Below are 21,680 nucleotides of genomic sequence, written 5' to 3' on the forward strand. Positions count from 1 at the left end.
CCGGCGTTCCGAGCCGTCCCATGGCCCGCCTTGGCAGATTCCGACGGATGTTTCCGTTTCGATCAGCACGAAACCGGGCTCGCCCGGCTCTCGATTGCCGCTCCAGCGTTCGCAACTGGCGCAGCGTTTGCGTTCGATGGGCTGATTCAGCAAGCCTTGTTGGCCTTGCAGGCGGCAATGGTCTGTGCCGCCGGCACGACGGCGCCACCGTTACCAATCCAGCCCTTGATACCGGCCTTGACGTTGTAGACGGTGGCGTAGCCCGCCTGTTGCGACAGGAACTGGCTGACCGGCTTTGTCCGGTTACCGGTGCGGCAGATGACGATGACCGGCTCGTTCGGTTTGGCGAAGCCCTTGACCTTCTCCAGCCAGGCGCCCGCATCGTAACGGCCGCGTTCGTCGAAGAAGGTCAGCAACTTGCTGCCGGCCACGATGCCCGTTTCCTCCCATTCCGACTGCAGGCGGATATCGACGATGGGGACGCCGCTCTTGAGCAGCTGCTCGAGGCGGGAGTTATCGATATCGATCACCTCGGCACGCGCAGAGAATGCGGCAAGGCAGAGGAGGGCAGTCAGGATGGAACGGAACAGGGCAAACATGGCGGCTTGGTGAATATCAGGAAAGCCTGATTATAGAGTCAGCGCCCCTGTTGCTGGCGTTTCATCATTTCCTTGATCTTCGGGTCGTTCATCATGTCCTGCATGTTCATCTTGGGCATGCCCTGGACGATGACGTCGCCCGGCCGTTGTCCCGGCTTGCACGGGCCGAGCCAGCGAGCTTCCTGGCTCATCTTGGCTTCCTTCATGCCATTCTGCGGCGGGTCGTAGCGAATGGTCATGTCGCTCTTGTAATTGCTGTCGAAGTCGCCGGTAATCACCGCATCGGTGGTGCTGGTCACGCCACCATCGTGCTTGCACACCATGTGCATGGTGACCTTGCCGATACCGCGGTTGACGTCCATGGTCGGGCAATTGACCTTTTCCTTCGAACGCTCCTGCATCATGTTGTCGGTGGTCTGGTCAACGCACATCTGGATCGGTCCTTGGCCTGGACCACCGGCCGGCATGCCGGCCATCTGCGTCTTAATTTCCCAAAGCCCGGATTTGCGTTTGGGCATGTCGGCGGCCGGTGCCGGCAGAGCGAGGCCGGCAAGGAGCGTGGTCATCAGGGCGAGGCTGAGGCGGGAAGCTTTCATGACGAGGTTCTCCGGTTGGGGGATTCCGTTATCGTAGTCCGGAATCAGGAAGTCGTCATGGGATAATGCGTTTTTGCAATGGGAAGCTCATGGCGCTCAAATCCACTATTTACAAGGCTGAAATCCAGGTCGCCGATCTTGACCGCGGACATTTCGGAGACTATTCGCTGACCTTGGCGCGGCATCCGTCTGAAACCGATGAGCGCATGATGGTTCGTCTACTGGCCTTCGCGCTGAATGCGGGGCCGGATCTGTCATTCGGCAAGGGATTGTCGACCGATGATGAGCCGGCACTCTGGGAGATCGATCCGTCCGGCGTGATTCGCCTTTGGATTGAAGTCGGAATACCGGATGAGAACCGTATCCGCAAGGGGTGCAACAAGTCGGATCGCGTGCTGGTTCTAGCTTACGGAGCAAGGGCAGTCGATGTCTGGTGGGAGCAGAATGCCCAAAGCTTGCGACGCTACGGCAATCTTGAGGTTTGGCGCCTGACCGCTGAGGATGCAGCCATTCTGGGTGGATTGGCCGAGAAGAGCATGAAAATGGCATTTACCCATCAAGAGGGTATGGTTTATATTGATAGCTTCGTAATCAAACCGGAACGTCTTTTTCCCTAGCGATTGCCGGCGTTGCCGGTGCTGGCGGCGAGGCCGACGTATTCCGTGCCGCTTTCCCCGACATGTCCTTTTCCGAACGTTCCGGCTGGCGTCATCTGGGCTTGACCCGACGGCTGCTGCTGCCGATTGTTGTCGCCATCCTGACTGCGGGGACCGTACGCACGGTGACGCTGGCCCTGGAAGAGGTTGAAGCGATACGCGAGCGAGGGGCAGTGAAGGCTGCGTCGCTCTATTCGGTGTTGCCGGCTTTGCTTGGCAATCTGGGCGAGCAGCCGACCGATGATGAGGTTAGGGGGCGCCTCGAGGGGGTACTGCGCCAGGCGCTGGATATTCATCGTCTGGAATGGCTGGCTTCTGGGCAACGAGTCGCCGTGGAGCAGCATCCGGTGACCGATTATCCGGCCTGGTTTGGCGAACTTCTACCCGTCGCGCCGACGGATGTCAGGGTGCAGATCGTTTTGTCACCTAACAGTTCAGCTGAACTGACTGCAAGTCTGGATGTGACGCAGGGCATGCACTTGGCCTGGAAACGGGTTAAAGCTCAGGTGCTGACCGTTTTGGCTGTGGTTGTCGTTTTGTTGCTGGCCATCAGTCTGATCTTGCGTTCGTCTTTGCGCGGATTGGGGCATCTGCGCGATGCCGCAGAACTGATCGGCAAGGGCCACATGTATGCGCGGGCTCAACCCGGCGGTAGTGTCGAGGTCAGGGAAGCCGTCGCTGGCTTCAACAAGATGGCCGATGCAGTTGCTAGCGAACTGACATCCCGTCAGCAACTGGAAAATGCACTGCGCGAAAAACAGGCAACCCTGATGGGCGTGCTCGATGCCATGGGAGAGGCAGTCTTTGCTGTCGACCAGCACGGCCGGGTGGTGATTGCCAACCCGTCAGCCCGCAAACTCCTGCAGCATAACGAACCTTTCGGTCTGCCGGTGGCAGAGTTGCTGCATCTGACGCAAAGCGATTCCGGCGCCGAGATCGATTGGCCCTCCTTGCTGCTCGAAGTCAGCGATGCCGGTTTCATCGATCTCGGTAATGTCGTCCTTGCCGGCCGCGAGAGTGGCAGCATCCGATCGCTCGAAGGGAGTGTGACGGCACTGCGCCTGCATGGCGAGACCAATTGGATCATCGTCTTGCGCGATGTCAGCGAGATCAAGCGCCTGTTACTCAATGCCGAGTGGCAAGCCAGCCACGACCCCTTGACCGGTCTGCCCAATCGTCTGCTGCTGGCTGACCGTTTGCACCAAGCCTGTCAGGTCGCCGAACGCCAGGGAACGCTGGTGGCAGTCTGCCTGTTCGATCTGGATGGTTTCAAGCCGGTAAACGACACGCACGGCCACGATATCGGTGATCGATTGCTGGCGGAGTGTGCGCGTCGGGTCGAATCCAGTCTGCGTGGCATGGATACGGTAGTACGCCTTGGTGGCGATGAATTCGTCGTCCTGCTGACCGGTTTAGGCAGTGCTGCCGAAGCCGAAGTCGGCATCGAGCGAATTCTGCAGGTCATCGGGCAGCCTTATGCCATAGACGATATTCATCTGCAGGTGGGGGCCAGCCTGGGCTTTACCTTGTTTCCGGCCGATGCGGCCGATCCCGACACCTTGCTGCGCCATGCCGATCAGGCGATGTATGCGGCCAAGGAGGCGGGGCGGGCGACCTGGCGGCGCTATGACCCGAACAACATGCACGACATGGACGGGCCGGTCGCTCAACTGGCTGAGGCCATGGCCAACGGGCAACTCGAGCTTTTCTATCAGCCGCAGGTCAATCTGCGCACGGGCAAGGTACTCGGCTTCGAGGCGCTGTTGCGTTGGCGGCATCCCGAACACGGATTGTTGCCGCCAGGCGAGTTTCTGCCCGATGTCGAACGTTCGGCTTTCATCGAGGCCTTAGGCGACTGGGTGATCTCGCAGGCATTGGCGCAACTTTCCCTCTGGTGGAGAGACGGCCTGCATTACACGATTGCGGTGAACATCGCGGGGCGGCATTTCCTGAAACCGGGGTTCGTCGCTGGCTTGCAGGCCTTGCTAGCTCGCCATCCGGACGTGCCGCCGGAGGCGCTCTGTCTGGAGATCACCGAATCCTCCGCGCTCTCCGATCTGGCGCATGCTGCCTCGGTGGTTCGCAGCTGCCGCGCCTTGAAGGTGGCGGTGGAAGTCGACGATTTCGGCACGGGCTACGCTTCGTTGGCCTATCTGCGCCAGTTGCCGGTCGACGGCCTGAAGATCGATCAGCATTTCGTGCGCGATATCCTCGACGACAAGAGCGACATGGCACTGGTCGAGGCGGTGATTTCCTTGTCTGCCGTATTTGAGCGGCGGGTCTTGGCAGAAGGTGTGGAAACGCCCGAGCACGGGGTAGTCCTGATGCGCCTGGGTTGCGATCTGGCGCAAGGCTACGGGATTGCACGGCCGATGCCGCTGGCGGATGTCCAAGCCTGGGTGGCGCAATGGCAACCCGATCCGCGCTGGGCGCAATGGGCGGATACGCATTGGGAGCTATCCGATTTCCCGCTGATGGTGGCGCAGTACGATCACCTGCGCTGGGTCAATCGCGTTCTGCTCTATCTGGATGGTGCCTCGCTCCAGCTGACCCAGGCCGAACTGGCCGATCATCATCAATGCCGCTTCGGCCACTGGTACGACAGCCATGGCCGGCAACGCTACGGGCACCTGACGGAGTTTGCCCAGATCAATGACGCGCATACCGAGGTGCATCGCCTGGGGCTGGAGATCGTCGATCTGGCCGACCGAGGTGAATTGCAGTCGGCGCGGCAGCGTTGCGGCCAACTGTTGCTATGCAAGGACCGGATTCTCGGCTTGCTGGCCGACTTGCAAAAGGCAATCGCGCACGGTGGCGATCTACCGGCCGATATCTCGGCGCGATGCTGGGATGGAGCGGAGAGCTGAGGCTTGCCTCCGAGGCGCTGATCAGTTGAGCAGGCCGAGGATGAAGCCGATGCCGCCAACCAGCAGGTCGCCCGCATCCACGCCTTCATCGGCTCTTTCGAACAGGCCCTGCTGACGCCGCTCGCGCTGTTGCCGTGATTTTTCCCGCTCCTGCATGATCAGGGCGTCGGCCAGGATGTTGAAATCCGGTGGCGCGCTCCGCTTGCTTTCCGCCTGCTGGAAACGGGCCAGCGCTTTCTCGACGGCTTCCGGGTCGAGAATGGTGATCGCGGCCTTGCAGTGATCGCATGCCTGGTTTTTGCGGATATCGACCGGAGCACCGCAGCCGGAGCAGTGGATGACCCCGATTTTTGCCGCCAGAGTGTGAATTTCGGCCGGGTTCAATTGGCGGACGAAGCCCTTTTCGATCATGAACTGGCCAAAGGTGGTGAAGCGGCCGTGCTGTTGCAGGCAGCGGTCGTAATTGAAGCGGCCGCCGAATTTGCTCATGTCGAGGCCGTGCAGCAGGCGGTCATCGCAGCGCGGGCAGCGCAGATTATTGGTCAATGCCTGACGCTGTGCATCGCGATGGGCGTGGATCAGCCGGAACAGTTCGATGATGCCGCCTGGCGTGATCTGGAGGTTTTCGTTCTCGTCGAACCAGATGCCCTGGCAGGGAAAGCACATATCGAGAATGACTTCGCCGCCCAGGTTGCGTTCGAATTTGTGCTTCGACATCGTTTGGCGGCAGGACGGGCAGGCGGTCGGTTTCATGTGCGGATGCAGGAGGCATGACAGGCAAGCGGGCAACACTATACCGCATGGCTAGCCGGGGCTGACGCTCGATCTCGCGCGGAGATGATCGGCTAAATAATCATCGGTTAATATTGCACCTTCGTTCCAACGATTGCTGCCCATGAAAATCGCCGATCCCACTCAAGACACGCTGGTCAATGAAGTCAAATTGATGCTCGAGACTCTGCCGCTGGATGGCGCGTGTGTGCTCGAACTGGGCTGCGGCAAGGCGGAAAAGACTCGCCTATTGGCCGAGAGTGGGCGGGTGAAGGAAATCGTCGCCCTCGAAGTGGATGACATCCAGCACCGACGCAACCTCGAAATCACCGATCTGCCCCAGGTCAGCTTCCGCCACGGCGGCGCCGAGGCGATTCCGGCCGAGGATGGCAGCGTTGATATCGTGCTGATGTTCAAGTCGCTGCACCATGTGCCGATGCCGCTGATGGACCAGGCCTTGAGCGAAATCGCCCGCGTGCTGAAACCGGGTGGCCTGGCCTGGATCTCGGAACCGGTCTATGCCGGAGAACTGAACGAGGTATTCAAGCTCTTCCACGACGAAAAGATCGTGCGCGAAGCGGCTTTTGCTGCCATCTGCCGGGCCGTCGAGCGTGGGCCGCTGGTGTCAGAGCAACAGCTGTTCTTCAACACCCGCAGTTTCTTCGAGAATTTCGACCAGTTCGACCGGCGCATGATCCAGGTCACGCACACCAACCACCGGCTCGACACGACGCTGTACGCGCAGGTGAAGGCCAAGTTCGAGTCCTATCTCGGGCCGGAAGGGGCAACCTTTCTCAATCCTCAGCGCGTCGACCTGCTACGCAAGCCGGGCTGATCCGGCCGGATCAGCCGCAGGAAGCTTCGCTGCGGATCGTGCCGAGGTTGAGCTTGACGCCTTTCTTCATCTTGCCGATGACGTGCATCTCGCAGGCCTTGCAGTCGAACTTGAGGATCAGCTTCTCGTTGCCGTTCATCAGCGTCATCGGGTCCGGCTTGATGTTCTTCACTTCCTTCGGACACAGGTTGAAGCTGTAGCGCAGGCAGTGGCGGGTGATCATCAGCGACACCATGCCTTTTTCGTTGCCGGCCTCGTAGGCTTCCTCGATCAGCTTGACGCCATGCTTCTCGTAGAAAGCGCGGGCCTGGGCGTTGAAGACGTTGCCGAGGTAGGTCAGTTCTTCCTGCGGGTAGGGAACGGGGTTTTCAGCCGGTGCGGCGCGTGGCGGGCGCGGGTGGCTGGCGACACGGGCGGCCTGCAACTGCTCGGCGGCCTCGCGGCGCAGCGCGTTGATCGCGCCGACGGGCAGGAACCACGGTTGATTGAGTTGCAGCTCCACCGGCTCGGCGACGAACATCGTATTGCCGAACTTGCCGAGGTTTTCCTTCAGCTTGGCCATGGCGGCCTCGGGGTTCTGTGCCAGTTCCGTCCCGATTTTTTCGCTTTTTGGCAGGTGCACCGCAGCAGTGACGCCGTCTTCGTCGGTCAGGGTCAGTGTGAAGCCGTCGGCGCTTTCGGCGAACACCGGCTTGACCGAAACGCGGCGGTCGGCCGATTCCTTCTCCAGCGCCCGCTCGAATTCCTGGTCGCGATTGCGGAAGAGGGTGGCGCCTTCGGTCAGGTCTTCCGGCATCTCGGCCGGGTAGAGCTTCTTGCCCTCGGCCCGGTTGATGCGCATGCCCTGCACATCGCCGTGCGCGTCATGGAAGCAGACGCCGTCGCCGTTGTGGAAGGTCTGGTCGGTATTGACCACGATCCAGCCGTCGCCAATCTGTGCGACTTCGCCGATCAACTCGCCGACGAAGGCCGGCGAATCGAAGGCGCCGATGTCGTCCTGGCGGTCGTTGGCGAAATAGTCGGTGTAGCCGCGGTTGAAGGTCTTGTCCGGCTGCGGCGTGAAGGTGAAGGTCGAGCGGCCGCTGGAAGCGCGGCTGTATTGCGGGTGCTGTTCGATGATGTCGTCGAGCAGCCGGCGGTAATGCGCCGTGATGTTCTTGACGTAGGAGAGGTCCTTCAGGCGTCCCTCGATCTTGAACGACGACACGCCGGCTTCGACCAGCGCCAGGATGTTTTCCGTCTGGTTGTTGTCCTTCATCGACAGCAAATGCTGGTTCTCGGTGATGACCTTGCCCTTGTCGTCGATCAGCGTGTAAGGCAGGCGGCAGGCCTGCGAACACTCGCCGCGGTTGGCGCTGCGCCCGGTGTGGGCGTGGCTGATGTAGCACTGCCCGGAGTAGGCAACACATAGTGCACCATGAACAAAATATTCCAATGCAACAGTAGTTTGCGAAGCAACGTTAACAACTTCCTTTAACGTCATTTCGCGGGCAAGAACAATCTGCGAGAAGCCGACGTCCTGCAAAAAGCGGGCTTTTTCGGCACTGCGGATATCGGTCTGCGTGCTGGCATGCAACTGGACGGGCGGCAGATCGAGTTCGAGCAGGCCCATGTCCTGGATGATCAGCGCGTCGGCGCCGGCGTTGTACAAATCCCAGGCCAGTTCGCGCCCGGCTTCGAGTTCGGAATCGTGCAGGATGGTGTTCTGCGCAACAAAAACCTTGGCGCGGTAGCGATGGGCGAATTCGCACAGGCGGGCGATGTCGGCGATCTCGTTGCCGGCGCCGTAGCGCGCGCCAAAGGCCGGGCCGCCGATATAGACGGCGTCGGCGCCGTGCTTGATGGCCTCGATGCCGAAATCGGCGTTCTTGGCCGGCGCGAGGAGTTCGAGAGGGTGTTGAATGCGGGTCATGGGGCCTTAGTAGATGAAACGCGGGGCGAGTTCCTCGATATTGAACTCGCGCAGGATGGCCTCGGCCCGATCGAGGGCATTTTTGCGCGGATGATGGCGCTTGCTGGCGATGATCAGCTCGTTCTTCATCGAGTGCTCCCAGCCGACCAGTTCGGTGACGGTCACGTCGTAGCCATGCGACTCCAGCAGCAGGCAGCGCAACACATTGGTCAGGTGGCTGCCCAGTTCGCGCGTGTGGATCGGGTGACGCCACAGCTCGGAAAGCGGGGTCTTCGACAGCGATTCGTTCTTGCGGGCGCGCATGGTGGCCGCCACCTCGGCCTGGCAACAGGGCACCAGCACGATGTGTTGGGCGTTGCGGGTCAGGGCGAAGCGGATGGCGTCGTCGGTTGCCGTGTTGCAGGCGTGCAGGGCGGTAACGACATCGACTTCAGCCGGCAGTTCGGGCGAGGTGAAGGAATCCTCGACCGTGCAGGCGAGAAAGCGCATGCGCGGAAAACCGAGGCGCTCGGCCAGTTCGCGCGACTTGGCGACCAGTTCGGCGCGGGTCTCGATACCGACGATTTCGCCCAGTTCGCGGCTCTTGAAATACAGGTCATACAGGATGAAGCCGAGGTAGGACTTGCCGGCCCCATGATCGACCAAAATTTTTGCATCGGCGAGCAAAGGCTCGATGAACTGGTACAGGTGATAGACCTGTTTCAGCTTGCGGCGGGTGTCCTGATTCAACTTTCCATCGCGCGTCAGAATGTGCAATTCCTTCAGCAAATCAATGGATTGGCCTTCGCGAATCTCGGGAATGGCGGGTGGGGTTTGCGGCTTTTTCATGGGGCCGAATTATCGCATTCATTCGGCTATCACTTTCGTGTCAACCGAATCGAAATTGCTGCGTTATTCGGCTCATGGTGATCAAACACCGCACTTCAAACGGAGATATCAATGGGCAGTCTTAGCAACGAATCCTTCGAGCAATTTCTGGATTCCTTGAAGAAAGCAGGCATTACCATTTCCAACGAGGCCGAGCTGCGTGAGCGTCTGGCCGAAGCCCAACGCTGGCGCTATGCCTTCCAGACGCTGGCCGCCAATGGCAAGACCATCGGTATCAGCTTCGAAGACCAGTCGCACGGCAACAACGAAGCCGCAATTGAGCGCGCTTTCAGTGAGTTCCAGTTTTCCGAAAAGACCAAGGCCGTTTTCTCAGCCAGTCTGAAGCACTAAAAATATATAAAATTTAGAGACACAGTTTTTGCACCTCGCGTTGGCGGGGCGCATAAAAGGAACGGGCGCCAAGCGGCGCCCGTTTTGCATTCAGGGTGACCGTTTTCCACCCTGAAAACGACGGATACACTGGCTTACAGACCGGTACGGATTGAACCTCGCCTTCCTGGTATTTTCAAAACATCATCAGATTCAGGAGATCGCCATGAAGCGAATTTTTATTGCGTTCTGCCTCGCCCTTGGCCTGAGTGCGCAGGCCGAGGAAAGCACGCTGGACAAGGCCGGTAGCGCGGTCAAGGAAGGCGCGCAAGCTGCGGCCACAGGTGTGGAGAAGGGCGTTGAAGCGGCTGGGCGCGGTATCAAGCGGGGCGCCGAAGCGACGGCCCGGGTGGTACGGCGTGGTGCCGAAGCCGCGGGGCATGGCATCGAGGTTGGCGTTAATGCTGCGGGGCGTGGAATCAAGCGCGGGGCGGAAGCGACCGGTGAGGCTATGCATACCGTCGGCGAAAAGATCAGCCCCAAATCCTCCGGGTAGCGACAACATATTGCCGGTACGGCGCTATTGCTTGCGCCAAACCGATGAAAAAGGCGCCCGCAGGCGCCTTTTTGTTTTCTGCTGCGGTGCACTGCCCAAAACGGGCAAAAACCGCGGCTGACGATCAGCGGGTGATCGGCTTGTAGCGGATACGCTTCGGCTTGGCACCTTCCTCGCCCAGGCGCTTGCGCTTGTCTTCTTCGTATTCCTGGTAGTTACCCGGGAAGAAGGTCCATTGCGATTCGCCTTCGGCGGCCAGGATGTGCGTACAGATGCGGTCGAGGAACCAGCGGTCGTGCGAGATGACCAGCGCGCAACCCGGGAATTCGAGCAGGGCGTCTTCCAGGGCGCGCAGGGTTTCGACGTCGAGGTCGTTCGACGGTTCGTCGAGCAGCAGCACGTTGCCGCCGGCCATCAGCGTCTTGGCCAGGTGCAGGCGACCGCGCTCACCACCGGAGAGGTTGCCGACCAGCTTGCCCTGATCGGCGCCCTTGAAGTTGAAGCGGCCGATGTAGGCGCGGCTGGGCATTTCGAACTTGCCGATCTGCAGCACGTCGCTGCCCTGGGCCAGTTCCTCGAACACCGTCTTGTTGCCGTCCAGACAGTCGCGCGACTGGTCGACGTAGGCCATCTTCACGGTCTGGCCGATCTTCACTTCACCGGCGTCCGGTTGTTGCTGGCCGGTGATCATCTTGAACAGGGTCGATTTACCGGCACCGTTCGGGCCGATGATGCCGACGATGGCGCCGGGCGGGATGGTGAAGCTGACGTTGTCCATCAACAGCTTGTCGCCAAACGACTTGGTGACGCCGTTGAATTCGATGACCTGGTCGCCCAGGCGCTCGCCGACCGGAATGAAGATTTCCTGCGTTTCGTTGCGCTTCTGGTATTCGTGGCTCGACATTTCCTCGAAGCGGGCCAGACGGGCCTTGGACTTGGCCTGGCGCGCCTTGGGATTGGAGCGCACCCATTCCAGTTCCTGCTTCATCGCCTTCATGTGGGCGTCGATCTGCTTGTTTTCGGTTTCCAGGCGGGCTTCCTTCTGCTCCAGCCAGCTGGAGTAGTTGCCCTTCCAGGGAATGCCCTCGCCACGGTCGAGTTCCAGAATCCACTCGGCGGCGTTGTCGAGGAAGTAGCGGTCGTGGGTGACGGCAACCACGGTGCCCGGGAAGCGGACGAGGAATTGTTCCAGCCATTCGACGGACTCGGCATCCAAGTGGTTGGTCGGTTCGTCGAGCAGCAGCATGTCGGGCTTGGAGAGCAGCAGCTTGGCCAGGGCGACGCGGCGCTTTTCACCACCGGACAGGTTGCCGATCTTGGCCTCCCAGGGCGGCAGACGCAGCGCGTCGGCGGCGATTTCCATCTGGTGCTCGGTGTCGGAGCCGGCGGTGGCGATGATCGCCTCCAGGCGGGCCTGTTCCTCGGCCAGCTTGTCGAAGTCGGCTTCCGGGTCGGCGTAGGCGGCGTACACCTCGTCCAGCTTGGCTTGCGCCTGCATCACTTCGCCGAGGGCGGATTCGACTTCTTCCTTGACGGTCTTTTCCGCGTCAAGCTGCGGTTCCTGCGGCAGGTAGCCGATGGAAATGTTCGGCTGCCACTGCACTTCGCCGTCGTATTCCTTCTCGACGCCGGCCATGATCTTCAGCACGGTCGATTTACCGGCGCCGTTCAGGCCGAGCAGGCCGATCTTGGCGCCGGGGAAGAAGGAAAGGGAAATATCCTTGATGATCTGCCGCTTGGGCGGCACAACCTTGCTCACGCGGAGCATGGACATTACGTATTGGGCCATGAAAACTACTTTCGGGAAGTTTGGAAAAAATCAGCGCGTATTTTAAGAAAAGCGCCGCCGCCTTGCCCAAGTTTTAGCAAGGAAAAGGATACGAAAGAGGATTGCCTGCCGGCTTCAGTAGCCGACGATTCCCGGCAGGATGTCGATGACCACGCCGGTAGCGCTGGAAATGAGCAGCACGTCGGTGCCGATCATCACATAGCGATGGCCGGGTGGTGGTGGCGGCAGGCGCGAGAGCAACTGGCGCGGCAGCGAGTAGTAGCGCAGGTCGCGCGGAATCGGCTGGCCGCGATCCCAGCGGCTGTCCATCTCCGGCGGGACGCAATCGCGGCCGTGGCGGTAAAAGCCCGGTGGGCAGTTTCCACGGCCCATTTCGCGGCCGTAGTAGTCGCGAATCTCGCGGCGATGCACGTCGCCGAACTGGAAGACGATCATTGGCTCCGGTTCCGGCCGGTCGATGCGGCGGCCGCGGTAATCGTAATTGCGCCGGTCGAAATCGCGGGCGGTCGGCACTTCGTCGCGCTGCGACGGGTAATAGCCGCCCTGATAGCCGCGGTTGTCGTAGCCGCGCTGCTCGTAGCCACGGGTCTCGTAGCGCCGATCGTCTGGGCGGCGGTCATCGTCACCGTAACCATAAGTGCGCTGCGCCTGGGCGGGCAGGGCAAGCGTGGCGAGCAGGGCGGAGAGAAGCAGCAAAAAAGAATGCGGGCGGCGGTTCATGGCGGTCAGCGGAAAAGTCACTCGCTGAGTCTAGTAGGTTTCCTTTCCGATGACCAAGCATTTCACGCCACCCGCATAAAGACCTTGCCAGAGGCCAGTAAGGCAAGGGATGAGGGATCAGCCGGCGACGGCTTCCAGCGTGGGAATGCCGCTGCTCGGGCGGATGACCGAATTGGCGCGCTCGGACGACAGCGCCTGGATGTCGCCGCACAGCTCGCCGCCTTCGTCGATCACCAGCTTGCCGTAGCGGATCTTGCCGTTGACCTTGCCGGTGGCGTGGATGATCAGTTGCGAGCGGGCCGTCAGGTCGCCTTCGAAGGTGCCGTGGATTTCGGCGATGTCGATGCTGACCTTGCCGGTAAAGGCGCCGTTGTCGGCGATACGGATGACGCGGCTGTCCATCGTCGCCTCGACCGAGCCTTCGACGACCAGTGTGTCGCAATCGAGTATCTCGGCACCTTTCAACTTCACGTCCGGCCCGACGATCAGGCGCGCACCCATCGGGCTTTCGGCGGCCGGTGTCTCCGGTTTGGGCGGCTCGGCGGCCGGTTGGGCATTCTGGGGCGTACTGGTCGCTGTGTTGTTCAGGCTGGTGACCGAGCCGGGTGAACTGGGCGAAGTCAGCACGCTCTTCACGTCCTTGCGGGTGATCGGGTCGTTGCGTTGGGTCAGCGGGGTTTTATTGAACATGTAGGCTCCTGAGGTCATATCGCAAATTGCCCCAGCCTTATCGCGATAAGTGTGCCAGTGAGCGTAAGTCGCGTAAAAACAATGGCTTGTAAAACAGAGCGCCCTTGGCGCTCGGGGCTGGAGGAAGCATCTGTCGGCAAATGGCGACAAGTTTTTCTACATCAGGCCGCATCACCTGCCGTGGCGCCGGGTTAAGATGTCGTTAATTGGCGAAATGAATCCAATCCATTGATTTTGAAGAAGTAATTTTCACGCCGAGAATGGCGAGAAAAGCCCGCCTCGACGCTAGCAATCAGCCACTCCGCCCTAAAATTCCGGTTTTACCCCTTGTCCTCCATGAACCGCATCTCCTTCCGCCACGCCATGCTTGCCGGCTTCGCACTGATCGTCGTGCTGCTCGGCGGCGTCGCCGTGCGCAGTTGGTTCATCGTCGAGCGGCTGGTGCAGCAAAGCAACGCCAATAGCGAACTGGCGCTGCAAGTCACCGGCTCGCTGCAGGAGCTGGCCGAGCGCACCGTCGATATCGAGCGCAGCGCCCGACAATACCTGGTGCTCGACAACCCGGAATTCCGCCAGCGTTTCGATACCCATCTCGACCAGTCGTTGGCCGTGATCGACCGCCTCGATACCATGCCGGAGCAACCCTTGGCCTCGCTGCTCGGCGGCTGGCGCATGGTGGCCGAAGCCCTGCGCGGTGGATTGGATCAGCACATAGCGCAGAACGAAATCGCCCCCTTGCTGGCCCGCCTGTCCGAACTCAACGGCCTGCTCAAGCAAGCCGGCCAGCGCTGGATCGACGAGCGCAACGGCCGCATGTTGCAGCAGCTCGAAGACAACCGCCTGCGCCTTGGCACGCAAATCCTCGCCGCGCTGTTGGGTGCCTTCGTGGTCGCCTTGGTCATGGCCTGGTGGCTGGTACGCCCGGTGCAGCGGCTGGAGCAGGCCATTACCCGGCTCGGTGGCAGCCGGTTCGACGAAGCGGTACGTGTCGGCGGCCCGGACGATTTGCGCCGCCTCGGCCGCCGACTCGACTGGCTGCGCGAGCGCCTGCGCGAACTCGAAGCCGACCGCGAGCGCGCCTTGCGCCACGTTTCGCACGAACTCAAGACGCCGCTCACCGCCTTGAAGGAGGGCGTCGCCCTGCTCGGCGAAGAAGTGCCCGGCCCGCTGGTCGATAGCCAGCGCGAGGTGGTCGATATCCTGCGCCACAACGTCGCCGCCTTGCAGCGCCAGATCGAAAGCCTGCTCTCGCTCAACGCCGCCGCCTTCGCCGCCCGCCAATTGAACCCTGCCGCCGTGCCGGTCGACCGACTGCTGGCTGAAGCCGCCCAGCGGCGCGAACTGCACGCCCAGGGCCGGCAGGTGCAGGTGGTCGTCGAAGCGCCTAGCCAAAGCGCCACGCTCGATGCCGAAAAGCTTGGCGTCGTGCTCGACAACCTGTTGTCCAATGCCATCGATTTCAGCCCGCCGGGCGGCGAGGTGCGGCTGCGCGCCGAACGCCTCGACCACGGCTGGCGTTTCGCCTGCCTCGACCAAGGCCCCGGCGTGGCTGAGGAAGACCGCCAGCGCATCTTCGATCCCTTCGTCCAGGGCCGCCGCGCCGCGCCGGCACCGCGCCAGGGCAGCGGGGTGGGCCTCTCCATCGTGCGCGAACTGGTGCGTGCTATGGGCGGTCGGGTCGAGTTGCTGGTGGCCGAACGCGGCGCCCATTTTCAGGTGGATATTCCGGATGAACTTTGAGCAAAACTGCCACCGCGTCGCCGCGGCGCTTCTTTTGGCCGCAACCCTGGCCGGCTGCGCCGGCGGCCCGCATCTACCGCGCCTGGAAGAGGGGGGGGGGGCGCCCTTGCTGGGCTACCACGTCGCGCTGGGCAAAATGACCCCGGCCGAGCTGGCCCGAGAAAAGGCCAATTTGAGCAGTGCACCGCAGCAGTCGGCCAATCAGCTCAAACTGGCCATGCTGCTGGGCCAAACGCGCGGGGCGAGCGATCTGCCGCGCGCCGTCGGCCTGCTCGAAGGCGTGTTGAAGAACAACGATGCTGCCCAGCTGCACGCGCTGGCTCGCCTGCTGCTCGACAACTACAGCGAGCGCCTGCGCCTCGAAGCGCAGTTCGACAAGCAGGGCCAGCAAGTGAAAGAAAGCCAGCGTAAGGCCGCCGAGTTGCAGGAAAAACTCGACAGCCTGGCCGACATCGAGCGCACGCTGCCGACGCGGCCGCGCAGCGGAGGCAAGCGATGAGCGCGCACATTCTGGTGGTCGATGACGACGAAGATATCCTGCGCCTGCTCGGGATGCGCCTGCGCGCCCGTGGCTACCGCGTCAGCACCGCCGGCTCGGCCGAAGCGGCGCTGGCCCAACTGGCGGTCGATCCGCCGCGTGTGGTGGTGTCCGACGTGCGCCTGCCGGGGCGCGACGGCCTTGCGCTGTTCGAGGAAATCCGCGCCACCCGCCCGGCGCTGCCGGTCATCCTGCTCACCGCGCACGGCACCATTCCCGATGCGGTGGACGCCACCTCGCGCGGCGTGTTCGGCTACCTGACCAAGCCTTTCGACAGCCAGATCCTGCTCGAAAAGATCGACCAGGCGCTGCAAGTCTCGGCGCGTGACGAAGCGCCGAGCGAGGGCGGAGCGGGCGAAGCGTGGATGGACGGCATCGTCTTCCGCAGCAGCCGCATGGCCACGCTGATGGCCGAGGCGCGCATGGTGGCGCAATCCGAGGCCAGCGTGCTCATTCGCGGCGAGAGCGGCACCGGCAAGGAGGTGCTGGCCCGTGCCATCCACCGCGCCAGCCCGCGCGCCAAGGGGCCGTTCATCGCCATCAACTGCGGCGCGATCCCCGAGCAACTGCTCGAATCCGAACTCTTCGGCCATATGAAGGGCGCCTTCACCGGCGCCGCCAGCAATCGCGGCGGCCTGTTCCAGGCGGCCAACGGCGGCACGCTGTTTCTTGATGAAATCGGCGACATGCCGCTGGCGCTCCAGGTCAAGCTGCTGCGCGTGCTGCAGGAGCGCGTCGTGCGCCCGGTCGGCGCGACGCGCGGCGAGCCGGTCGATGTGCGCCTGCTCTCGGCCACCCACCGCGACCTCGAAGCCGCCATGGCCGACGGCCAGTTCCGCGAAGACCTCTATTACCGGCTCGACGTCGTGTCACTGACCCTGCCGCGCCTTGAAGAGCGGCGCGAGGATATTCCGCTGCTCGCCGCCCATTTCGTGCAGCAGGTGGCCGCCAAGTACGGCAAGCCGATCAACGGCTTCGCGCCCGATGCGCTGGAGGCGCTGGCCACCGCCGCCTGGCCGGGCAACGTGCGCCAGCTCTACAACGTGGTCGAGCAAAGCTGCGCGCTGACCTCGACGCCGCTGATCCCGCTCTCGCTCGTCCAGCGCGCCCTGCGCGCGCCGAGCATGGAGGCGCTGACCTACGCCGAAGCCAAGCAGCGCTTCGAGCGCAATTACCTCGTCCAACTGCTCAAACTCACCGACGGCAACGTCGCCGACGCCGCGCGCATCGCCGACCGCAACCGCACCGAGTTCTACCGCCTGCTGCAAAAGCACGACCTCGCCCCGGCCATGTTCCGCAGCAGCGAAGGCGCGGCCGAGGTCTGAGCCTGTCGCCAGTGGGCGACGGCTGGCCGGCCAATCTGCCGGGCGTCTTTTTCAAGTGTTTGATTCAAAGCGATAAATTGAGCTGGCACGGCATTCGCAATAAGGCTGTTGAGATCAACCCTAGAAGGAGAACAAACATGATCCAACGCCAGCTTTCCATCGTTGCGCTATTTGCTGCTGCCACCTTTTGCGGGCTGGGGCTGACGGCCCTGACCCGGGCCGACCCGCAAACCCTGGCCGCCACCTCCGGCGCCGGCTTCGCGCTCGACGATCTGGTTACCGACAAAGTCGAAACTGTGTTGCGCACCGACATCGGCCTCGCCGGTTCGCGCATCCGCGTCACCGGCCGCTCCGGCATCGTCACCATCGTCGGCCGCGTGCCCGACGAACACGCGCTACGCCGCGCCATGGAACTTGCCGCCAGCGTGCGCGGCGTGCGCGAGGTGCGCAACGGCCTAGAACTCGGCCCGCCGAGCGAAGAGAGCTAAGCCTCGGCCTCCAGTGTGACCAGCAAGGCCCCTTCATCCACCGTGTCGCCGGCGATCACATGCACGCTGGCCACGCGCCCCGCGTACGGGGAGGGGATATCCAGCGCCACCTTGCCGGTTTCCAGCGTCAGGATCGTGTCGTCGAAATTCAGCTGGTCGCCCACATTCACCAGCACTTCAAGAATGAACACATCGCCGCTCGCGCACGAGCCGCAGCTCTCCCAGCACTCGGGGTATTTGGGCATGCGAACGGGGATGACTTTCATGGAGTGTCGAAATCGGCAGAAACCGCTTGCATTCTACGATAAGGTCCGTATAATGCGCGGCTCTGTCAGCGCGCCCGTAGCTCAGTTGGATAGAGTATCTGGCTACGAACCAGAGGGTCGGGCGTTCGAATCGCTCCGGGCGCGCCAACAGTGACTTTTTCAGGTCGGTCAACAGCCGGTTTGATTTTGGCAGCGCGCCCGTAGCTCAGTTGGATAGAGTATCTGGCTACGAACCAGAGGGTCGGGCGTTCGAATCGCTCCGGGCGCGCCAGCACAAAACACAACGAACTAAGGCACTTCCATCGGAAGTGCCTTTTTCGTTTGTGCGCGTTTTTGTGCCGGCAAGCGTAAATTGCTTTGAATTATAGCTTTGTCATTGATGCAAATAGTCGGGTGGAATAAACTATTAGTTTTCATGTATCCATAGCCCGCCGTGTTACTCAGACGGGGGAACTAATCTTTGACCTTTTCCGCAAAATGAAATCAATCGTAATTTCAACCTTCGTTTCTTTACTCGTACTGACGGGTTGCGCTGCACCTCAGAAAACTTGGCGCAAAGAGGGGGTAAGCCAGCATGATATGCAGACTGCTTACTCAAAGTGTCAATATGAAATTGGACTAAACAAAATTTCTGCCGAGGAAAAGAACGGACTTGTAACCCAATGCATGCAAGGTAAGGGTTTTCGTTATCGTTAATTTTTGTCGTCATACAAAGGCTAATCATATCTATCTAGTGCCCAGATTCATCCTCTCGGGCGAGGTAAATACGATTAGAACGTTTTTTGAAATAGCTGCGGTGCACACCTCAAAAAGCCGATTTTTCAAATCGGCTTTTTTCTTGCCCAGATTTCGCGAAAGCACCTAGCGCTCAGTGCGCCAGATCGTCCCCCGCCTTGCGGCTGAAGTGGGTGCGCTGCATGAGTAGCAGTAGGGGGACGGCGGCGAGCATGGCGACGCCGAAGTAGAGGAAGAGACGCTCGAAGGAGAGCATCATGGCTTGCTTGGCGACTTGCTGGTTGAGCAGGAGCAGGGCTTTCTTCTCGATGACGACGGCAGCGGCGCCGTGCTGGGCGAGCAGGGCCTTGATGTGGATGAGGCGTTCGTGGGCCAAGGCCGAGAAGCGGTCGACGTGGTGCAGCAGTTCGCCGCGGTTGATTTCCTGCAACTTGACGAGCGTGGTGGCCGAGGCGGCGATGCCGACGCTGCCGCCGAGCTGGCGGGTGAGGTTGTAGAGGCCGCTGCCGTTGGCCATCTGGTGCGGCGGCAGGTTGCCGAGTGCCAGGTTGTTGAGCGGGATGAAGATCATGCCGAGGCCGACGCCGCGCAGGATCATCGGCCACAGGAAGTCGTCGTTGCCGGACCAGACGGTGAATTGGCCGTGCTGCCACATGGCGTAGCCGAAAATGGCGGCGCCGATCACGACGTAGATGCGCAGGTCGATGGTGGTCTTGCTGACGTGCTTGCCCATGACGGCCATGGTGAGGCCGCTGGCGAGCGCGCCGGGCAGGATGACAAGGCCGGTTTCCCAGGCGTTGTAGCCGAGCACGGTCTGCAGGTAGACCGGGAAGATGAAGACGGTGCTGTAGAGCGAGGCGCCGAGCAGAAAGGTGAAGACGAGCGAGACCGAGAGTTGCGTGTCTTTCAGGATGTGCAGTTCAACGACTGGGTGTTCGTGGCGCAACTCCTGCCAAACGAAAAGCACCAGCGAAGTGACGCTGACCACGGCGTAGGCGATGATTTCGCGCGAATCGAACCAGTCGAGCTTTTCGCCACGTTCGAGCATGGTCTGCAGGCAGCCGATGCCGGCCGCGAGGAGCAGCAGGCCGACGTAATCGACCTTTTCTGCCTTGCTGCCGTATTTGGAGTCGGGCACGAACATCAGCGCGAAGAGCAGGGCGATCAGGCCGAGCGGCAGGTTGATGTAGAAGATCCACGGCCAGGAGAAGGTGTCGGTGATGTAGCCGCCGACGGTGGGGCCGAGCGTGGGGCCGACCATGATGCCGAGGCCGAAGATGGCCATCGAGGTGCCGACTTCCTTGGGCGGGAAGACTTCGTAGAGCGTGGCCTGTGCCGTCGAGATCAGGCCGCCACCGCCGATGCCCTGGACGATGCGCCAGAAGACGAGCGCTTCGAGGCTGGTGGCGTTGCCGCAGAAGAACGAGGCGGCGATGAAGAGCAGGATGGAGCCGGCGAAGTAGTTGCGCCGCCCGAAGTAATTGGCCAGCCAGCCCGAGATGGGCAGCACGATGACGTTGGCGACGACGTAGCCGGTGGAGACCCAGGCCACTTCGTCGAGCGTCGCGCCCAGCGTGCCCATCATGTGCGGGATGGCGACGTTGATGATGCTGGTGTCGAGCAGTTCGAGCATCGAGGCCAGCGTCACCGTCAGCGCGATGATCATCCGGTTGGCGTAGGCCGCCTCGGGCGTGGCCGAGCGGCGCAGCGAGGGCAGGAGCGGGCGCATGGGCGGGGCGCCGTCTTATTTGGTGGCGATGGTGACGAAGGCGCTCATGCCGGGGCGCAGCGAGTGGCTGGCGTCGTTCGCCTTGTTCAGCTTGATGCGGACCGGAATGCGCTGCACGACCTTGGTGAAGTTGCCGGTGGCGTTGTCCGGCGGCAGCAGGGAGAAGAGGGCGCCGCTGGCCGGCGCGACGGATTCCACCGTCCCGGTGAAATGCTCGCCAGGGTAGGCGTCGATTTCGATATCGACCGTGTTGCCCGGTTTGACGCGGGCGACGTCGGTTTCCTTGAGATTGGCGACGACCCAGACGTCGTCGAGCGGCACGACGCTCATCAGCGACTGGCCGACCTGCAGCAACTGGCCCGGCTCGACGGTCTTGTTGCCGACCACGCCGGCCACCGGCGCGACGATCATCGTATCGGCCAACTGGATGGCGGCTAGATCGCGCACGGCGCGGGCGGCTTCCACCTTGGCCATGGCGCCTTGCAGCGCGGCGCCGGAAGCGCTGACCTGCTCGCCGGCCGAAGCAGCGGAATCGCGCATCGCCTTCACCTGTGCCAGCGCGGCGCGGGCGGCGGCTTCGGCGGAATCGAGCGATTGCGGCGACATCATTTTTTTGTCGACCAGCGAACGGATGCGGTCGAGGTCCTTCTGTGCCTTGTCAGCATTGGCCACGGCCTGATCGATGTTGGAACGGGCGGCGGCCGCGCTGGCTCGTGACGCGGCGAGTTGCGCCGCAGCCTGACCGCCACCGCCTTCCTTGCCGGCGGCGGAGAGTGCCATCTGCAACTCGGCCTCGGCCTGGGCAAGGCGGGTGCGGTAATCGCGGTCGTCAATGGTCAGCAACAAGGTGCCGGCCTTGACCTCCTGGTTGTCGGTGACCTTCACCGCCGTCACGAAGCCGCCGACCTTGGGCAGGATGGGAATCAAATGCCCGGCCACCTGGGCGTTGTCGGTAGACACGTGGGAGAGGCTGAACCACCACTTGTAGCCCAGCCAACCGGACAGTGCGGCGAAGGTGGCAAGCAGGATGATGCGCGAGCGCTTCTTCTTCGACTCCTGCTCAGCCGGGGTTTCTTCTGCTTCCACGATGACTTCGTCGGACATGCTTTGTCTCTCTGTTCGATGGGGCACGCTTTACGGCGTGTCTTATTTAATGACTTGAAGGTCAGTAATTTAATTGGGGGTTACGGTTGCGTCAACTGGGGGTTGATGTTTTGTGCGGAGTGACGTGGTGAGGGTTTGTTTGAGCGCTGTTTTTCGCCGCTGACCGGCGCCTGACTTTCTTTTGCTTCGCCAAAAGAAAGTCAGCAAAGAAAAGGCGACCCGGGGTCGGCGCCCGCTACGCGGGTACCCTGCGCTACTCGGACTTCGCGGGGGCTGCGGAACTCGGCCCTTCGGGCCTCAGACAGTCCTCGCCCTTTTTCCGCGAACTCCTGCGTTGCTCGGCGCCTCCTACGGGAGGTTGAAAACCGAATGGATACTGACAGGACGGGTGTTTGGTTTTTTGCCTTTTTGACCAGTGCACCGCAGCAGTCTCGTTTTTTCAGAGAATGTGAAGCTGCGAGGTTTTTCGGGTCCCCTTGAGAGGCGCTGAGCAACGCAGGTTGGCCGGGAGAAGTCGGCTGGCGTTGTTTGAGCCGCATTGCGGCGAGTTTAGCCAGCCGCCCGGCC

20 protein-coding genes and 2 tRNA genes are annotated in these 21,680 nt (G+C 61.8%); 11 read left to right on the forward strand and 11 right to left on the reverse strand.

The genetic code is table 11. From position 1 onward, the window contains the following. Positions 1-146: 146 nt before the first annotated feature. Both WIF35_RS02605 and WIF35_RS02610 read right to left on the reverse strand, forming a co-directional pair. Complete coding sequence (locus WIF35_RS02605) at positions 147-599, reverse strand: rhodanese-like domain-containing protein (RefSeq protein ID WP_412480013.1); 453 nt, start codon at positions 597-599, stop codon at positions 147-149. A 38-nt stretch (positions 600-637) separates the two neighbouring features. After that, the gene (locus tag WIF35_RS02610; protein WP_412480014.1) at positions 638-1,195 is read right to left on the reverse strand and encodes a DUF3617 domain-containing protein; all 558 of its coding nucleotides are present in this window, start codon (positions 1,193-1,195) and stop codon (positions 638-640) included. A gap of 89 nt (positions 1,196-1,284) precedes the next feature. Between WIF35_RS02610 and WIF35_RS02615 the strand changes: the two genes are divergently transcribed. Next, positions 1,285-1,812 carry a YaeQ family protein gene (locus tag WIF35_RS02615; protein WP_412480015.1) on the forward strand — a complete coding sequence of 176 codons (528 nt, stop codon included), beginning with the start codon at positions 1,285-1,287 and terminating at the stop codon, positions 1,810-1,812. Between the two features lie 62 nt (positions 1,813-1,874). Beyond that, the gene (locus WIF35_RS02620; RefSeq protein WP_412480016.1) at positions 1,875-4,718 is read left to right on the forward strand and encodes an EAL domain-containing protein; all 2,844 of its coding nucleotides are present in this window, start codon (positions 1,875-1,877) and stop codon (positions 4,716-4,718) included. Positions 4,719-4,739: 21 nt separating this feature from the next. On the opposite strand, the gene WIF35_RS02625 is transcribed toward WIF35_RS02620, so the two are convergent. Continuing rightward, positions 4,740-5,471, reverse strand: a complete 732-nt coding sequence (locus WIF35_RS02625) for a zf-TFIIB domain-containing protein (RefSeq protein ID WP_412480017.1) — start codon at positions 5,469-5,471, stop codon at positions 4,740-4,742. A gap of 142 nt (positions 5,472-5,613) precedes the next feature. On the opposite strand from WIF35_RS02625, the gene WIF35_RS02630 reads away from it, so the two are divergent. Further along, a complete protein-coding gene (locus WIF35_RS02630; RefSeq protein WP_412480018.1) occupies positions 5,614-6,324 on the forward strand; it encodes a class I SAM-dependent methyltransferase in 711 nt (236 codons plus the stop codon). Between the two features lie 10 nt (positions 6,325-6,334). Here the strand turns inward: WIF35_RS02630 and WIF35_RS02635 are convergent, their stop codons facing one another. Next, positions 6,335-8,236 (reverse strand): peptidase U32 family protein, encoded by a 1,902-nt coding sequence (locus WIF35_RS02635; RefSeq protein WP_412480019.1) that lies wholly within the window; start codon positions 8,234-8,236, stop codon positions 6,335-6,337. A gap of 6 nt (positions 8,237-8,242) precedes the next feature. Beyond that, on the reverse strand, positions 8,243-9,064 hold the full coding sequence (locus WIF35_RS02640; RefSeq protein ID WP_412480020.1) for a class I SAM-dependent methyltransferase: 822 nt from the start codon (positions 9,062-9,064) through the stop codon (positions 8,243-8,245). A 111-nt stretch (positions 9,065-9,175) separates the two neighbouring features. On the opposite strand from WIF35_RS02640, the gene WIF35_RS02645 reads away from it, so the two are divergent. Together WIF35_RS02645 and WIF35_RS02650 are read left to right on the forward strand one after the other, a co-directional pair. After that, a complete protein-coding gene (locus WIF35_RS02645; protein WP_412480021.1) occupies positions 9,176-9,454 on the forward strand; it encodes a hypothetical protein in 279 nt (92 codons plus the stop codon). Between the two features lie 205 nt (positions 9,455-9,659). Continuing rightward, positions 9,660-9,989 carry a hypothetical protein gene (locus WIF35_RS02650; RefSeq protein WP_412480022.1) on the forward strand — a complete coding sequence of 110 codons (330 nt, stop codon included), beginning with the start codon at positions 9,660-9,662 and terminating at the stop codon, positions 9,987-9,989. A gap of 124 nt (positions 9,990-10,113) precedes the next feature. Here the strand turns inward: WIF35_RS02650 and ettA are convergent, their stop codons facing one another. From ettA to WIF35_RS02665, 3 genes are all read right to left on the reverse strand, one after another. Then, positions 10,114-11,778 carry an energy-dependent translational throttle protein EttA gene (ettA, locus tag WIF35_RS02655; protein ID WP_412480023.1) on the reverse strand — a complete coding sequence of 555 codons (1,665 nt, stop codon included), beginning with the start codon at positions 11,776-11,778 and terminating at the stop codon, positions 10,114-10,116. Between the two features lie 114 nt (positions 11,779-11,892). Beyond that, complete coding sequence (locus WIF35_RS02660; protein ID WP_412480024.1) at positions 11,893-12,498, reverse strand: RcnB family protein; 606 nt, start codon at positions 12,496-12,498, stop codon at positions 11,893-11,895. 117 nt (positions 12,499-12,615) lie between these two features. Further along, positions 12,616-13,188 carry a bactofilin family protein gene (locus WIF35_RS02665; protein ID WP_412480025.1) on the reverse strand — a complete coding sequence of 191 codons (573 nt, stop codon included), beginning with the start codon at positions 13,186-13,188 and terminating at the stop codon, positions 12,616-12,618. Positions 13,189-13,524: 336 nt separating this feature from the next. Here WIF35_RS02665 and WIF35_RS02670 point away from each other — a divergent pair, with 336 nt between their 5' ends. The 4 genes from WIF35_RS02670 to WIF35_RS02685 all read left to right on the forward strand — a co-directional run bounded on the left by WIF35_RS02670 (position 13,525) and on the right by WIF35_RS02685 (position 17,279). After that, positions 13,525-14,928 carry an ATP-binding protein gene (locus WIF35_RS02670; protein WP_412480026.1) on the forward strand — a complete coding sequence of 468 codons (1,404 nt, stop codon included), beginning with the start codon at positions 13,525-13,527 and terminating at the stop codon, positions 14,926-14,928. Further along, a complete protein-coding gene (locus WIF35_RS02675) occupies positions 14,918-15,427 on the forward strand; it encodes a permease (RefSeq protein ID WP_412480027.1) in 510 nt (169 codons plus the stop codon). The genes WIF35_RS02670 and WIF35_RS02675 overlap by 11 nt, the downstream gene beginning before the upstream one ends. Next, entirely contained in the window at positions 15,424-16,791 is a 1,368-nt protein-coding gene (locus tag WIF35_RS02680; RefSeq protein WP_412480028.1) for a sigma 54-interacting transcriptional regulator, read from the forward strand. The genes WIF35_RS02675 and WIF35_RS02680 overlap by 4 nt, the downstream gene beginning before the upstream one ends. Before the next feature lie 137 nt (positions 16,792-16,928). Beyond that, a complete protein-coding gene (locus tag WIF35_RS02685) occupies positions 16,929-17,279 on the forward strand; it encodes a BON domain-containing protein (RefSeq protein ID WP_412480029.1) in 351 nt (116 codons plus the stop codon). Here the strand turns inward: WIF35_RS02685 and WIF35_RS02690 are convergent. Next, positions 17,276-17,545 carry a biotin/lipoyl-containing protein gene (locus WIF35_RS02690; protein WP_412480030.1) on the reverse strand — a complete coding sequence of 90 codons (270 nt, stop codon included), beginning with the start codon at positions 17,543-17,545 and terminating at the stop codon, positions 17,276-17,278. The genes WIF35_RS02685 and WIF35_RS02690 overlap by 4 nt on opposite strands. A 70-nt stretch (positions 17,546-17,615) precedes the next feature. Here WIF35_RS02690 and WIF35_RS02695 point away from each other — a divergent pair. Together WIF35_RS02695 and WIF35_RS02700 are read left to right on the forward strand one after the other, a co-directional pair. Continuing rightward, positions 17,616-17,692: transfer RNA gene (locus WIF35_RS02695), tRNA-Arg, on the forward strand. A 47-nt stretch (positions 17,693-17,739) separates the two neighbouring features. Further along, a tRNA-Arg gene (locus WIF35_RS02700) sits at positions 17,740-17,816 on the forward strand. Between the two features lie 597 nt (positions 17,817-18,413). On the opposite strand, the gene WIF35_RS02705 is transcribed toward WIF35_RS02700, so the two are convergent. Both WIF35_RS02705 and WIF35_RS02710 read right to left on the reverse strand, forming a co-directional pair. Then, positions 18,414-20,009 (reverse strand): DHA2 family efflux MFS transporter permease subunit, encoded by a 1,596-nt coding sequence (locus WIF35_RS02705; protein ID WP_412480031.1) that lies wholly within the window; start codon positions 20,007-20,009, stop codon positions 18,414-18,416. Between the two features lie 15 nt (positions 20,010-20,024). After that, a complete protein-coding gene (locus tag WIF35_RS02710) occupies positions 20,025-21,113 on the reverse strand; it encodes an HlyD family secretion protein (protein ID WP_412480032.1) in 1,089 nt (362 codons plus the stop codon). Positions 21,114-21,680 lie beyond the last annotated feature (567 nt).

Source organism: Azonexus sp. IMCC34839 (assembly GCF_047047955.1).
Lineage (GTDB): Bacteria > Pseudomonadota > Gammaproteobacteria > Burkholderiales > Rhodocyclaceae > Azonexus.